We start from the raw sequence: 14,013 nt of genomic DNA, 5'->3' as shown, positions 1-14,013 counted from the left end.
ATCAAGGGACGATTTCAAAAATTGTGCCTTGGTTAAAATCAGTCACTTTCGTAGAGCCATAAACCCCTAAATATAATCGGGTTTGATTAAGATTCGCTCCCAAATTGACATAATAGGCTGATTGAGATCCAAATTCATAATCGGTTTCTATCACACTAAAATCGTTTTGTTTTCCACTTGGTCTCACATTGGTGTAAGCCAAAGCCCCTCTAACCTGGGGGCTGGAATCCTTCTGGGCCAGATCGGTAAACACAACGCTTCCTGTTAAACCAGGGATTCTATTCCCCATATACGGCTGGACGCCTGTAAGTGCAGTTCCACCAAACTTATCCGGCCTGGTATCACTATGAAAATAACTGGTTAAAGGCTGAAGGCGGCTCCCTGAAAGTGTCACTGCTTCGTTGTAAAAAGCAATGATATTTTCATCCAAGTCGGGATTACTTGTGCAGTTTCTTACAATCGCTGAAGGAAAAGCACCTTCCCAACCTCGCCAGCCAAAGTTAATCAACCCTTTATTCCCAATGTAGGTATTCATGTGAGAAGCTCGGACAAGCTGCGTAACCGGTATTGGTTTATAATGGACAAATGAAAAAATCGACTCGACCAGATCTTGGCCGACGTTTCCCGCATATTTAATATATCCATTATAAAACCTTTGAAATGAAATGCCTGGTATATTGCGGACACCTTTGGCCATTACGGTGAGCGTTTCCTGAATAGATGCAGGAAGTTCATTAAACCGGGTGACAATGGGCGGGGTATCGATGTGTGTATTCCTGCTCACATCAATTTCAATTATTTTACCGGCGATTTCCAGGTCATCCTGGCTTAAGTTAAATGGATCGTAGCCAGACCCGCCATCTCCGGTAGTCAGCACAAGTTTTCCTGTTTCAGGTGAGAAATTTAAACTATTGAACCCATTGTGATTATAAAATGGTCTTCTTACATTAACTAATGTCCGTCGTTTCTTGGGTTTCCCATTCGATTGTAAAATCCATTCCTCGACTGTATTTATATGATCGTATTGCTTTTCTCTATTACTCCACTTTAGATTTAAAGTTGATGGGTCGCACGGGTCAGGCTCAAAAGATTGGGAAAGGGCACCTGGTCCTTGTGTTCCAGCTTCTGAATAATGAAGATAAAACAGACCGTTAGAATAAAACTCTGGATGAAACGCCAGCCCCAACAATCCCCGTTCGTCATAACCACGGCCAGAAACACCCAGCTCCAGAACTCGACCCCTAATGTCTAAAAATGTCCTTATCTCCCCATTTCCTATGTAAAAGATTTCTCCCACCTGGGTTGCGATAAATAGTCTTTCCTTTGAGTCACCTGGGAGTATAGCTGTCTTCAAAACAGTGGGTAAATTTATCTTACTTACAATGGGCTGTAAACCAACCTTTATTTTTTTCAACTGACTTTGCACCCCTTCTTATTGGTTTCTTTTAATAAGAGTATGATTTGAACTGTCTATTCATTCAAATTCAGGCCGGGGACTTCCCGGATGCCTCAAGGCTAAGACTCCTTCTTCAAAATGAAACTCATTCCACGTGATACCTTTTTAAAGGTGGCTCACGCAAAATAAAGGATATTAATGGATTCAAAGGAATATTTTTATTTAACGCCCTCAAAAAGACCCCTGTCATTCGAATGGTATAGAGTTGATGACACTTAAACGAGCACATTGGGGGATGTAAAATTGACTGCAATCACGATGAAGAGAAAACATAGAATAGCAGAAGCGAGAAAGATCAAGGTAAGAGCGAGAAATAAAAAGATAGCTGCGGCAGCTGCTGCGGGCACCATAACTGCACTCCTGCTGGCGAACGGCAAGGCAGGCGCAAGCAGTACAGAATACACGGTCAAAAAAAATGACACGCTGTATAGTCTTGCTCAGAAACATAAAGTGACTGTCGAACAGTTGATGGAAGCGAACGTCTTGTCATCGGATAAGATTGTCGCCGGCCAGCAGCTGCTTGTTCCGGATAGACAGCACCATCATGAACATATCACCTATAAAGTTAAGAAGGGAGATACCCTCTATTCCCTGGCGAAACAATATGGCACCACAATTGAAGAAATCACATATATAAATAAAAAGGATTCAGAACAGATCAAAATTGGCGAGAAGCTTTCTTTACCAGCAGGACAAGCCTCAAGCGAGGTTGGGGAATATTATACAGTAGTGCCGGGAGATACTCTTTGGGGAATCTCTCATCGGTATGGCGTGAAGCCGGCAGATGTAGAGAAGGCAAACGAGCTGGAATTGGACATGGTCCTGATTGGCCAAAATCTCTTTATACCTGGGGAAGCTGAAGTGTCCCAAGCGGTTATCATAGGAGCGGTTGATCGTTTTTCAGTGGAGTTTATGGATGAAGACCAGGAATTTGTCTTAAAGGTCCTATATGGAACGTCCGAATTATATCAAAAGAGGACTGGGCAGATGGTCACGATTATCCATAAAAATGGGGCTGTCATTTCTACATATTAATTGTTTTTATTATTTTCAGGGGCGTATTTCTTTTAGAAATGCGCTTTTCTTTATGTCTCCCATTAAAAACCGTTGCTTCCTCCCCCATAAATTGATAGAATCTCGAATGATGATACTGAAAACGAACAAGAGGGGTAGAGACATGTTAACTGCTGCTAGTGGATATAGAATTGAAAAAGATTTCCTTGGGCAAAAGGAAGTGCCTGAGCATGTATATTATGGAATACAAACGTTACGGGCAGTGGAAAACTTCCCGATAACCGGTTATAAAATTCATAAAGAGATGATCGATGCGCTTGCCGTAGTCAAAAAAGCGGCTGCACTTGCAAATATGGAAACAACGCGGTTGTATGGGGGAATCGGACAAGCGGTCGTTCAGGCTTGTGATGAGATCCTCGAAGGGAAGCTGCATGAATATTTTATCGTCGATCCGATTCAGGGAGGAGCCGGGACTTCGATCAACATGAATGCAAACGAGGTCATTGCCAACCGTGCTCTTGAACTGCTTTCTCATCAAAAAGGTGAATACGGGAAAGTCAGCCCGAACAGTCATGTGAATATGGCTCAGTCGACAAATGACGTATTCCCGACGGTCATCCATATTTCGACGCTTACATTATTGGATAAGCTCCTGATCACGATGGAAGATATGCTGTCTGTTTTTAAAAAGAAGGCGCAGGAATTTGATCACGTCATTAAAATGGGCCGTACCCATCTTCAGGATGCCGTTCCAGTCCGTCTTGGTCAGGAATTCGAGGCATACAGCCGGGTCGTTGAGCGGGATATCAAGCGTATTGGCAGGACCCGGGAGCATCTGTATGAAGTGAATATGGGGGCGACCGCGGTAGGGACGGGCTTGAATGCCGACCCGGAATATATCAAGAGCGTCGTAAAGCATTTGGCTGATATCAGCGGCCTGCCTTTGACGGGAGCAGAGCACCTTGTTGATGCGACGCAAAATACTGATGCCTATACAGAGGTTTCTTCAACATTGAAGGTATGCATGACGAACATGTCCAAGATCGCAAATGACTTGCGGTTGATGGCTTCAGGACCGCGTGCAGGCTTAGGCGAGATTTCGCTGCCGGCGAGACAGCCTGGTTCATCCATCATGCCTGGAAAAGTCAATCCGGTCATGCCTGAGCTTATCAATCAGGTAGCATTTCAGGTAATGGGGAATGATCAAACGATCTCCCTGGCTTCTGAAGCGGGCCAGCTTGAACTGAACGTGATGGAGCCTGTCCTTGTGTTCAATCTCCTGCAATCAATCAGCATCATGAATAACGCATTCAGAAGCTTCACAGACAACTGCCTGAGCGGCATCGAAGCAAATGAAACACGCATGAAGGAATATGTGGAAAACAGCGTGGGCATCATCACGGCAGTCAACCCGCACTTAGGGTATGAAGTGGTTTCGAGAATTGCCAGGGAAGCGATCCTGAAGGGGAAATCAGTGAGGGAACTTTGCTTGGAATACGATGTTCTGACAGAGGAAGAACTTGATCTGATCCTGAACCCTTATGAAATGACCAACCCGGGAATCGCGGGCCGGGTGCTTTTTGATCGGGAATAAATAAGAAAATAATAAGCTGCAGATAGCTTCTGCAGCTTTCAGCTTGTAGACTAAGTCCGGAAGTGGACTAGGTCTACAAGCTTTTTTGTATTGTGATGTAAGCTTTTCCATCAGCGCTCAGTTTTGATTGTTCTAATAAAGGATTTTTACATACTTCCTGCTTAACAGGGAATTTTAAAGGTATCTATGAACAGGAGGTATACTTATGGACTATAGACTCTTCAGGGCAATCAATCTGCTTTCTGGACGCTCGGCCCCAATTGATTGGCTGATGATCTTTTTTTCAAAAAAGGTTCGTTATGTGTATATATTCGTTTTGATTTACATGTGGTTCCGAAATGATCATTATAGAAAAGTGTCTTGGAATGCAATGATGTCTACAGGGGTATCTCTGGTTCTTCATACGTTGATCAAGTTGTTTTACTTTAAGCCGCGTCCATTTGCCAAACGGCGTGTCGGCATACTTATCCCATCAAAAAAGGATTCTTCATTTCCGAGTAAGCATACGGTGCTTGTATTTGCGGTATCTACTTCTATTTATCTTTATGACCGTGCTCTTGGTTCGGTGATGTGGTTATTATCCTTATTGACAGGCTTCTCCCGTATCTGGGTGGGGCATCATTATCCATCCGATATTATCGGAAGTGCTTTTATTGCGACCATGACCAGTATGATAGTGGGCAGACCTGCTGGTAAAGGATAAAGAGGATTGGGACCAAACTAAGAAACCACAGAGTGAAGTCGAACAATTTTAAATTAGTCTCTTAATACCGCTAATGATTTCAGTGCAAGACTTCGCTTTCCGCGGGTAGCCCGGGAGCCCGCCGGAGCTGGACAGGTCTTCCATGTCCAGCTGCAGGGCTTAGAGGCACATGTCATAAGCCAAACCGACCAAGAAGGCAAAGAACGCCTTCCAGGCCGATTCGTCTTATGCCACCCGCCTCTCTTCAAAGCCCTTCCGCTTTTCTAATAAGCTACTCTTCCCGCAGGAGTCTTCGTCTTACACTCCAATCAATCGCTGGAAAGAGCTAAATATAAATATCCATTGGAACAAATTAAAAACCCGAACTAATTTGCCCCCTAGAAGGCTAATTAGTTCGGGTTTTAATTAGACTAGAACACTTTTGTCCCAGCTCTCATTGTTCTGTTCAATAAGGCTTCCATTTTACTTTTTTGGCTTCGTTATATCGTTTTTCGACTTCGTTCCAATTGACGATATTCCACCAATTGTCTACATATCTCCCTCTGTTATTTTCATATTGCAGGTAATAGGCGTGCTCCCAGACATCCAGCACAAGGAGGGGAATGACGTCCCATTGGCTCAGGTTTTGATGTTTTTCCGCTTGCAGTATTTCGAGACGGTTTGCCCGCGGCGCCCAAACGAGAATCGCCCATCCGACCGCTTCTACATTTTTTGCCGCTTCTGAAAAATGACGCTTGAATTGATCGAAACTCCCAAATGATTGATTGATTTCTGATAAAAGAGGGCCTTTAGGCTTTCCGCCGCCCTTTGGGGCCATTATACTCCAGAAGATGGTGTGCAAGTAATGCCCCGCGCCATTGAAAGCCGCTTCCCTTTCCCAATGCTTGATCAACGAGAAATCATTGTTCTTTCTGGCCTTCTCCATTTCCTTTTCCGCTTTATTGAGCCCATCTACGTAGCTTTGATGATGTTTATCATGATGGAGTTTCATGATTCTCCTGTCAATGTAAGGTTCGAGGGCATCGTAGGAATAAGGGAGCGGGGGAAGTGTATGTTTGCCAATGGGGACAGGGGAGCGATTTCTCTCTTCATATGTTTCCCGTAGGTCCCATATTTTTTTCCATTGTTCGGTTAAGCTGGTGCAGGTTTGTTCCAGTTGATATGCGGTATGATGATCAAACAGGTTACGGTTCATTTTGATTTGTTCTAACTGGTTGAGGAAATCGTCCAACTGGTCGCTGTATTGTGTTGTCTCTTCACAGACCGGAAGCTGGTTGAGGTCGCATGCTTTGTTCCATTCTTCGATTAAAAGCAAAGCCCGCTGGTCCATGCCATCCAATAAATTCTGTACCTCGCTCATGTATATCCCGCCTTTCTCCATCGTTACACTATATGTACTTCAGGCAATTTTTAATTCCTATAAATACTTTTCGTGATATTCCATTCAATGTCCCCAACCTATCTTAAGGTACATTAATCTTGCTGGGGACGGTATCTGATCATGAATAAATTGGAAGAACCATAGATTTACTTTTCTTCGATTTTCTTGTTTTTATCTATTATGAGAGGGTAATGGAATATGTGGAATAGTCGTAGATTTACGGAAAGAGGAGGATTTAGGTTTACATGAGTCACAAGAGTTTGATCGATTACAGAATTTTTCTTCCTGCATTATTGATTGTAGTAGGGATCAGTATTCCCTTTGCCTTTTATGAGGCAGAGTCCTTGGAGCTGCTGAACTCTATTTTTAATTATATTGTAGACGTATTCAGCTGGGGGTATCTCTGGTATGGGGTGATCCTCGTGGCAGCGGCCTTATATTTTTCTTTTTCAAAATATGGACAGGTCGTCTTAGGAGATCCGGCTGAAAAGCCGCGGTTTACCTTATTCGAATATGCGTCGATTTTGATTGCGATGGGAATTGGATCGACAATTATGAGAACAGGTATGCTGCAGTGGACTTCAGTTGCAAACGATCCGCCTGCAGGAGTGGACCCAGGGTCGGCCGAGTCTCTATTGTGGGGTAATTCCTACAGCATGTTCCTTTGGGGATTCCAGGTGTTCGCGATTTTTGTGATGATAGCACCGGCAATGGGGTATGTCCTGCATGTTCAGAAACGCCCATTGATGAGGATCTCTGAAGCATGCAGGGTCCTGTTTGGAGACAAGTTTACAGATGGATGGGGCGGAAAGGTCCTTGATATCTTATTCCTTATCAGTATATTGACGGGTGCTGCAGTCACACTGGGGCTTGGAGCTCCGATCATCACGCATAATGTATCTGTCCTCTTACATGTAGAAGTGACCTTCACCATGACGATCATTGTCACTGTTATTTGGGTATTCTTATTTTCACTTAGTGCTTATTTGGGAATCGAGAAAGGAATTAAACGCTTAAGTACCTTTAATATGTATTTAGCAGGCCTCTTTGCTTTATTGGTGCTCATTGCAGGACCAGGCGTCTTTATTTTAAATTATTTCACAGACAGTGTTTCCTTTCTATTAAGTCATTATCTTACATTTTCATTAAACACCGATTCCGTCCATCAGGGAAAACCGTCCCATATCCAGAGCAATACGGTGTTCTGGTTTGCCTATAGTGCCACATGGGCCATGCTGCACAGTGTGTTTGCTGCAAAAATCTCGCGGGGGCGTACGATTAAGGAGATGATCCTTACCTATCTCTTGGCACCGACAATGATTTCATGGATTGCGACCGGTGTTCTCGGTGGATTGGGGGTTCACCGCTATCTGACAGGGGAACTGTCCATCCTGAAGCTTGTCAAGCAGGATGAACGGATGGCGGCGATTCCTGAGATTCTTCATACACTGCCTTTTGGCGGCATCATGATTAGCATCTTTATTATAGTGGCACTGATCTTCTTAACGACTACACTTGATTCGACAACCTATACGGTAGCTGCCTATACGAGTACGAGGGACATGAGTGAACATGAACCTGCAAAGCTGCTTCGCATTGTGATCGCAGGGGTGATCGCAGCTCTGGCATTATTACTAATGCGCATCGGCGGTCTGGCGCCGCTCGAAGTAATATCAGGTATGATGGGGCTGCCGATCATTGTGGTTCAATTCATCATGATCTACGCTGCGAAGAAGATGATGGATAAAGATAAGGCGTGGAAATATAATATACGGAAATAGTAAGGTTATAACCTCTTATCGCTAACTGCGATAAGAGGTTTATTTTTTGAAGGGGGTCCTTACATATTTTTCGACCGATCCTCCTTTTTACCCCTGGAGGAAAAAATCGTTTCATATACATATTGAAACCCGTACATGGCGATTGATTTTAACATAAAGAGTAATGACAGCTGGAATCTCGTGAATCTGATCAAGGAGACATATCCGATTTTCTTGAACCAATTCAGCATGACCGTGGTGAAAAATGAATCAACAATCAAATTTACTAGAAAGTAGATAGAAAATTTGCCATAGGTGTACTTGAAAATCCATAGTGAGCCAACAAAGAAAGGACCCAGGATTAGTGGCAGTTCAGCTAATACATTCGGTTTTAATGAAAAAGGGAACCACCACCATTTCCTGCGCGTTGCTAAAGTACCTTCTGCAAGGAGATACAGGCTCATGAAAATTGTCCCGGGTAAAAATCTTCTAAACGTTTTATTACCCAGAAGTGAGATGGATAACCAGGGAAGCAGGGCCATTAACGTGATCATTACGTTTCGATTCTTCATAAAAGGACACCCTTTACATCATTGTGGTACACCTATTTTTCCTTTTTTATGAAAAAATTATGTATCTGAGCAGGGGATTCTTTCAATTGATGAATTTGCAAATCAAGTCCTTCTTTTTTGACTCCCCATTAAATATATAAATATAAAAGGGAGGTAAAAATGTGGCTAATCAAATGATCACGATATGGGAAGAGCACCTATTCTGGCTTGAGGTACTACAGGATCATGCTTACTTCATCAGGGACCACTTGTCTCCGGCGGAAGAAGAGTATGTGGAAACATCTCAGCAGTACATTCAACTATTCGGGGAGCTTATCGAACAGTTATACGGTGTTCCGCGTACAGCAGGTCATAGGGATGAAACGATGGTTCAGTTTTCAAATAAAGTGTGGCCAGTGGCGAAAGGCTATTATGAATTTGAAGGGATGCTGCAATCGTTAAGGATTGATAATAAAGTGAATTTAAATTTCTCACCTACCTACTTAAACGGCACACTTTCAGAAAATCTGGAATACTTGCGGTTTTTAGGGTATCTGATGAAAGGGGAAGAGCCGGAGCCGCTGCCGCTGGTGGATTTAATGGATTTATGGCTTGAAGATCAGCTGGGGCATGCCCTATTATTTCAAAACCTGCTGGATCCCATTGAAATTAACGCGAGCAGGCAGGCTGAGGCTTATATTAACCAATATCAAGTGTATATCATTCAAAACCGGCATCTGAAAAGATATCTCAGATTTAAGCAGCCCGGCTTCGCACGGCAGAGGGAATTTGCCTATGAAGTTGGTCAGACGACGTTGGAAATGAGTCAGTATATCTCAGGAATGGTTGTGAAATATAATAAGAAGAAACTGCTGAATAAAACCACTCTCCGCTTTTTGGAGCATCACTTTCCAGAAACATGTTATTTCTTAAAAAAGCTCAGCTATTTTTCTCCAAAGCTAAAGGATGCAGCTGGGGCATGTTCGTTAAAAAGAGCTTCTTACTTATAATTTTTGAAGGGGATGCTTGAAAAGAGACTTCTAGATTATTCTGAATAATGAATCCATAAAACGCTCTCAACGTTATTTGAAAATAATGTTGAGAGTTATTTTTTTGCGGATGGAACAATTCTTTCCAACAATGTTACCGTTTTGTGAATAAACTTCGTCTAAAATTCGAAAATCAGTTTACAGTTAGGTTAAATGAGGGTACCTTCATTAGAGAATTTGATAGTATAGTGCTACAACTGATAAATACGAGATAAAGGAAGGTGAACCCTTTGTTTGATAAATTCAAGCCATACTTGATTGTACTGATAAGTTTGGTTTCTTTATTTTTCATCATCATATTCAGTTCGGGAAGTGAAATGATCATTCTCGATCCGAAAGGGCCAGTAGGGCAGGTACAGAAAGATTTGATCATGTTGTCGATTTATTACATGCTTGGCATTATGATCGTTGTTCTATCATTCTTTACATTTATTCTATTAAGATATCGAAGCAGCCGGAAAGGTGATTACAAGCCTGAGATGCATGGAAGCACAAAGCTTGAAATCATCTGGACGCTGATTCCGGTACTGATTGTCGTTGCCTTGTCGATTCCGAATACAAAGGCATTGTATGAATTGAAAGAGGCTCCCAAAGCGACAGCACATAAAGATCCGATTGTGGTACATGCAACGGCTGTCGACTGGAAATGGATCTTCAGTTATCCGGAGGAAGGGATCGAAACGGTGAACTATGTCAATGTGCCGGAAGATCACCCGATTCTATTCAAGGTGACAGCTGCAGACTCCATGGCTTCATTCTGGGTGCCGCAAATTGGCGGACAGATCTACGGGATGCCCGGCATGGTGAATGATTTATACTTACAGGCGGATGAGCCTGGAACATACGCCGGACGCAACTCCAACTTCACGGGTGAAGGAATGACGCACCAGAAGTTTGATTTTGTTGCGATGGAAGAAGGGAAGTATCAGAAGTGGGTGAAAGATGTTCAGGCCAATGAACCTAAGCTTACTGAAAAACAATATGAACAACTTATTCTTCCAGGACATGTTGAAAAGATGACTTTCTCTTCCACTCACTTGTCCATTGTCGATCATGGTAAGAATTCCGAATATGCATTTGCGATCCGTGAGAAGTACGGTATCACTGAAAGGTCGCATGGTGCGGATGCGGATGCCGAATCCAGCCACAGCGGACACGGGGACCATGGAAATGAAAACGGAAGCCATCAGGACCAGGAAGGTCATGATGGACATTCAAAAGATGAAGAAAAAGAAGAAGGACACGAGCATTAAGAAAGGAGGACCACTCTAGATGTTTGATTTTATAAAGGATAACTTAATCCTCAATGATCCGTTGATCCTTGGAGCCAACATTTCGATTGTTTTCACAGTAATCGGGGTTGTCGCAACCCTGACCTATTTCAAGAAGTGGAAATGGCTCTGGAACGACTGGATTACGAGTGTTGATCATAAAAAGATAGGTATCATGTATATTCTCGCTGCATTGGTCATGCTCTTCCGCGGAGGGGTCGATGCACTATTGATGAGGGCACAATTGACGGTGCCGAATAACGAGTTTTTGTCATCTCAGCACTACAATGAAATTTTCACGACTCATGGTACGATCATGATCCTGTTCATGGCGATGCCATTTTTACTTGGATTGATGAACGTTGTTGTACCTCTTCAGATCGGTGCAAGGGACGTTGCTTTCCCGTACTTGAATAACTTGAGTTTCTGGTCATTCATGTTCGGGGCGATCCTGTTCAATATGTCATTCGTATTCGGTGGTTCACCGGATGCGGGCTGGACGAACTACGCGCCGCTTGCAATCGAAGGAAGCCCTGGACCGGGTATCAACTATTATCTGCTCGGATTGCAAATTTCAGGGATCGGTACGTTACTGACAGGAATCAACTTTGTCGTTACGATCATTAAGATGCGTGCGCCGGGCATGACGCTTCTTCGCATGCCGATGTTCACGTGGACGACATTGATCACGGCATTCATCATTGTGTTTGCGTTCCCGATCTTGACGGTTACCCTTGCACTGATGACATTTGACCGTTTGTTCGGCACACATTTCTTCACGCTGACGGACGGCGGGAATCCAATGCTTTGGTCGAACCTGTTCTGGTTATGGGGACATCCGGAAGTATATATCGTTATTTTGCCTGCTTTCGGTATTTTCTCAGAAATCATTGCCACTTTTGCAAGAAAAACATTGTTTGGCTATAAATCTATGATTATATCACTTGCTGCCATTTCACTGCTCAGCTTCGTCGTGTGGGTTCACCACTTCTTCACGATGGGCGGAAGTGCTGCGGTTAACAGTGTATTCTCAATCTCGACGATGGCGATCGCCATCCCGACCGGTATCAAGATCTTTAACTGGCTTGGGACCCTTTATAAGGGAAGGATCGAGTTTACGACCGCGATGATGTGGTCTGTCGCGTTCATCCCGACATTCCTGATCGGCGGGGTGACTGGGGTCATGCTCGGTATGGCTGCAGCCGACTTCCAGTATCATAACAACTACTTCCTGGTTGCTCACTTCCACTACACACTGATTGCAGGTGTCGTATTTGCCTGCTTCGCAGGACTTGTTTACTGGTATCCGAAGATGTTCGGTATCAAGATGAACGAACGAATCGGGAAATGGGCTTTCTGGTTCTTCTCGATCGGATTCAACGTATGTTTCTTACCGCAATTCGTACTGGGATTCGCGGGTATGCCAAGACGTGTGTACACGTACGGACCTGAAGACGGCTGGACTGCATTGAATGTCATTTCTTCTGTAGGGGCATTCGGTATGGGTGTCGGATTCCTGGTCATTGTGTATAACGTATACTACAGTTACCGTTACGGGAAGAGAGAGGTATCAGGCGATGCCTGGGATGGCCGCACACTAGAGTGGGCAACAAGCTCAGCGATCCCTCCTCACTATAACTTTGCTCATGTACCTGAAGTGAAGGGTGTGGATGCATTCCATTACATGAAACAGGAATGGAAAGAATCCGGCAAACCTGAAGATCCGGATTATAAACCGATCCACATGCCGAACAATGCAGGTGTACCGTTCATCATGTCCGGTCTCTTCTTTGTCGCAGGATTCGGGCTGGTGTTCGAGCTATGGTGGATGGCGATCCTCGGCCTTGTGGGTATCATCGGAACCATGGCCCACCGTTCACTTACTTCACACAAGTATGATAAAGGCTACTATGTAAGTGTGGATGAAATAGAAAAGACTGAAAATCGGTTCAAGAGGGAGGCGTGAGTATGGCACATAACACAAATGTAGATCCAAACACGCCACTGGAATATCAATCGGAAATCGGCAGACTGAATATTTTCGGTTTCTGGATTTTCATAGGAGCGGAAATGGCGCTGTTCGCCACCATTTTTGCCACGTTCTTTGCCCTTGAAAGCGGGACGGTAGGCGGTCCGCTTCCTGGTGAAGTGTTTGATCTGAAGAACACGATCATTATGACGTTACTACTGCTAACCAGTAGTTTCACGTCCGGTTTATCGATAAATGAATTAAGAAGAAGAAATGTCAAAGGGATGATGGTCTGGCTGGTCATCACACTCCTCTTCGGTGCAGGGTTCCTTTACATGGAGATAGCCGAGTTCCTTCACCTCATTCATGAGGGGGCTAATATGGGAACCAATGCATACTGGTCCTCATTCTATCTGTTGACCGGTACGCACGGACTCCACGTTTCACTGGGAATCCTATGGATCATCCTGGTGATGTTCCAAGTGAAGAAGCAGGGATTGAATCCTGATACTGCTAAAAAACTATTTGTATCCAGCTTGTACTGGCACTTCCTTGATTTCGTATGGATTTTCGTGTTTACAAGCGTGTACTTGTTAGGGATGGTGGGATAATATGTCAAATAATACATCAAACCACAGCCGTATACCCTGGACTCAAATCATTGGATTTTTCTTGTCAGTCGGATTGACTTTCCTTGCTGTCTACTGGGGACTGTACACTGACCTTGCACGCGGAGCCATCGTGGCAATCGTCTTTGTCCTTGCATTCCTGCAGGCGGCAATCCAGCTGTTCATGTTCATGCACGTAACAGAAGGCGAAGGAAAATGGCAGGTCGGAAAAATGCTCTCGGCAGGCTTCATCGCCATCGTCATCGTCGCTGGATCCGTCTGGGTCATGAACAGCATGCACTAAGAGCGGTTCATGGGGACGGGTTCACTGTCCCAGTGAGCTAATATAAGAAAAGGAAGCTTCTTTGTTTTTAGGAAGCTTCCTTTTTTTATTGTGGGGCGTCTGCACACCACAAAGATGAAACAAAATATGAATAATGATTAAACAAAAAAAGAGGCTGGGACAAAAGTGTTTTAGTCTAAGTAAAACCCGAACTAATTTGCCTTCTAGGAAGCAAAATTAGTTCGGGTTTTTAGTTTTATTTAAATGTACAATCAGATCTAGCTCTTTCCAGCGGTTGATTGGAGTGCAAGACGAAGACTCCTGCGGGAAGAGTAGCTTATGTGAGACCCCGCAGGCAAAGCCGAGGAGGCTCA

General features: G+C 43.9%; 12 protein-coding genes. 9 read left to right on the top strand and 3 right to left on the bottom strand.

Going from position 1 to position 14,013, the window contains the following annotated elements; all coding sequences use genetic code 11:
* Position 1: 1 nt before the first annotated feature.
* The gene (locus tag AAEO50_RS15475; RefSeq protein WP_341985193.1) at positions 2 to 1,414 is read right to left on the bottom strand and encodes a PQQ-dependent sugar dehydrogenase; all 1,413 of its coding nucleotides are present in this window, start codon (positions 1,412 to 1,414) and stop codon (positions 2 to 4) included.
* Positions 1,415 to 1,714: 300 nt separating this feature from the next.
* Here AAEO50_RS15475 and AAEO50_RS15470 point away from each other — a divergent pair, with 300 nt between their 5' ends.
* The 3 genes from AAEO50_RS15470 to AAEO50_RS15460 all read left to right on the top strand — a co-directional run bounded on the left by AAEO50_RS15470 (position 1,715) and on the right by AAEO50_RS15460 (position 4,767).
* Positions 1,715 to 2,491, top strand: a complete 777-nt coding sequence (locus AAEO50_RS15470) for a LysM peptidoglycan-binding domain-containing protein (protein WP_341985192.1) — start codon at positions 1,715 to 1,717, stop codon at positions 2,489 to 2,491.
* A gap of 142 nt (positions 2,492 to 2,633) precedes the next feature.
* On the top strand, positions 2,634 to 4,064 hold the full coding sequence (aspA, locus tag AAEO50_RS15465) for an aspartate ammonia-lyase (RefSeq protein ID WP_341985190.1): 1,431 nt from the start codon (positions 2,634 to 2,636) through the stop codon (positions 4,062 to 4,064).
* A gap of 205 nt (positions 4,065 to 4,269) precedes the next feature.
* Positions 4,270 to 4,767 (top strand): undecaprenyl-diphosphatase, encoded by a 498-nt coding sequence (locus AAEO50_RS15460; protein WP_341985189.1) that lies wholly within the window; start codon positions 4,270 to 4,272, stop codon positions 4,765 to 4,767.
* Between the two features lie 445 nt (positions 4,768 to 5,212).
* Here the strand turns inward: AAEO50_RS15460 and AAEO50_RS15455 are convergent, their stop codons facing one another.
* Entirely contained in the window at positions 5,213 to 6,127 is a 915-nt protein-coding gene (locus AAEO50_RS15455) for a superoxide dismutase (protein WP_341985188.1), read from the bottom strand.
* A 266-nt stretch (positions 6,128 to 6,393) separates the two neighbouring features.
* Between AAEO50_RS15455 and AAEO50_RS15450 the strand changes: the two genes are divergently transcribed.
* Positions 6,394 to 7,929, top strand: coding sequence for a BCCT family transporter (locus AAEO50_RS15450; RefSeq protein WP_341985187.1), 1,536 nt, complete (start codon positions 6,394 to 6,396; stop codon positions 7,927 to 7,929).
* Positions 7,930 to 7,988: 59 nt separating this feature from the next.
* On the opposite strand, the gene AAEO50_RS15445 is transcribed toward AAEO50_RS15450, so the two are convergent.
* On the bottom strand, positions 7,989 to 8,480 hold the full coding sequence (locus AAEO50_RS15445) for a hypothetical protein (protein WP_341985186.1): 492 nt from the start codon (positions 8,478 to 8,480) through the stop codon (positions 7,989 to 7,991).
* Between the two features lie 161 nt (positions 8,481 to 8,641).
* Here AAEO50_RS15445 and AAEO50_RS15440 point away from each other — a divergent pair, with 161 nt between their 5' ends.
* From AAEO50_RS15440 to qoxD, 5 genes are all read left to right on the top strand, one after another.
* Positions 8,642 to 9,469, top strand: coding sequence for a DUF2935 domain-containing protein (locus AAEO50_RS15440; protein ID WP_341985185.1), 828 nt, complete (start codon positions 8,642 to 8,644; stop codon positions 9,467 to 9,469).
* A gap of 269 nt (positions 9,470 to 9,738) precedes the next feature.
* The gene (gene qoxA / locus AAEO50_RS15435) at positions 9,739 to 10,761 is read left to right on the top strand and encodes a cytochrome aa3 quinol oxidase subunit II (protein ID WP_341985184.1); all 1,023 of its coding nucleotides are present in this window, start codon (positions 9,739 to 9,741) and stop codon (positions 10,759 to 10,761) included.
* Positions 10,762 to 10,780: 19 nt separating this feature from the next.
* Positions 10,781 to 12,745 (top strand): cytochrome aa3 quinol oxidase subunit I, encoded by a 1,965-nt coding sequence (gene qoxB / locus AAEO50_RS15430; RefSeq protein WP_341985182.1) that lies wholly within the window; start codon positions 10,781 to 10,783, stop codon positions 12,743 to 12,745.
* Between the two features lie 2 nt (positions 12,746 to 12,747).
* Entirely contained in the window at positions 12,748 to 13,359 is a 612-nt protein-coding gene (qoxC, locus tag AAEO50_RS15425) for a cytochrome aa3 quinol oxidase subunit III (RefSeq protein WP_341985181.1), read from the top strand.
* Between the two features lies 1 nt (position 13,360).
* Entirely contained in the window at positions 13,361 to 13,660 is a 300-nt protein-coding gene (gene qoxD, locus AAEO50_RS15420; RefSeq protein WP_341985180.1) for a cytochrome aa3 quinol oxidase subunit IV, read from the top strand.
* Positions 13,661 to 14,013: the final 353 nt, after the last annotated feature.

It is taken from the genome of Rossellomorea oryzaecorticis, assembly GCF_038405515.1.
Lineage (GTDB): Bacteria > Bacillota > Bacilli > Bacillales > Bacillaceae_B > Rossellomorea > Rossellomorea oryzaecorticis_A.
Note: the sequence above shows the minus strand (reverse complement) of the source record. Positions and strands in the feature narration are given on the sequence as shown.

Coding starts and splice junctions, on each gene's coding strand:
- AAEO50_RS15470 (WP_341985192.1), top strand. CDS start 1,715: ATGAAGAGAAAACATAGAATAGCAGAAGCGAGAAAGATCAAGGTAAGA.
- aspA (WP_341985190.1), top strand. CDS start 2,634: ATGTTAACTGCTGCTAGTGGATATAGAATTGAAAAAGATTTCCTTGGG.
- AAEO50_RS15460 (WP_341985189.1), top strand. CDS start 4,270: ATGGACTATAGACTCTTCAGGGCAATCAATCTGCTTTCTGGACGCTCG.
- AAEO50_RS15455 (WP_341985188.1), bottom strand. CDS start 6,127: ATGAGCGAGGTACAGAATTTATTGGATGGCATGGACCAGCGGGCTTTG.
- AAEO50_RS15450 (WP_341985187.1), top strand. CDS start 6,394: ATGAGTCACAAGAGTTTGATCGATTACAGAATTTTTCTTCCTGCATTA.
- AAEO50_RS15445 (WP_341985186.1), bottom strand. CDS start 8,480: ATGAAGAATCGAAACGTAATGATCACGTTAATGGCCCTGCTTCCCTGG.
- qoxB (WP_341985182.1), top strand. CDS start 10,781: ATGTTTGATTTTATAAAGGATAACTTAATCCTCAATGATCCGTTGATC.
- qoxC (WP_341985181.1), top strand. CDS start 12,748: ATGGCACATAACACAAATGTAGATCCAAACACGCCACTGGAATATCAA.
- qoxD (WP_341985180.1), top strand. CDS start 13,361: ATGTCAAATAATACATCAAACCACAGCCGTATACCCTGGACTCAAATC.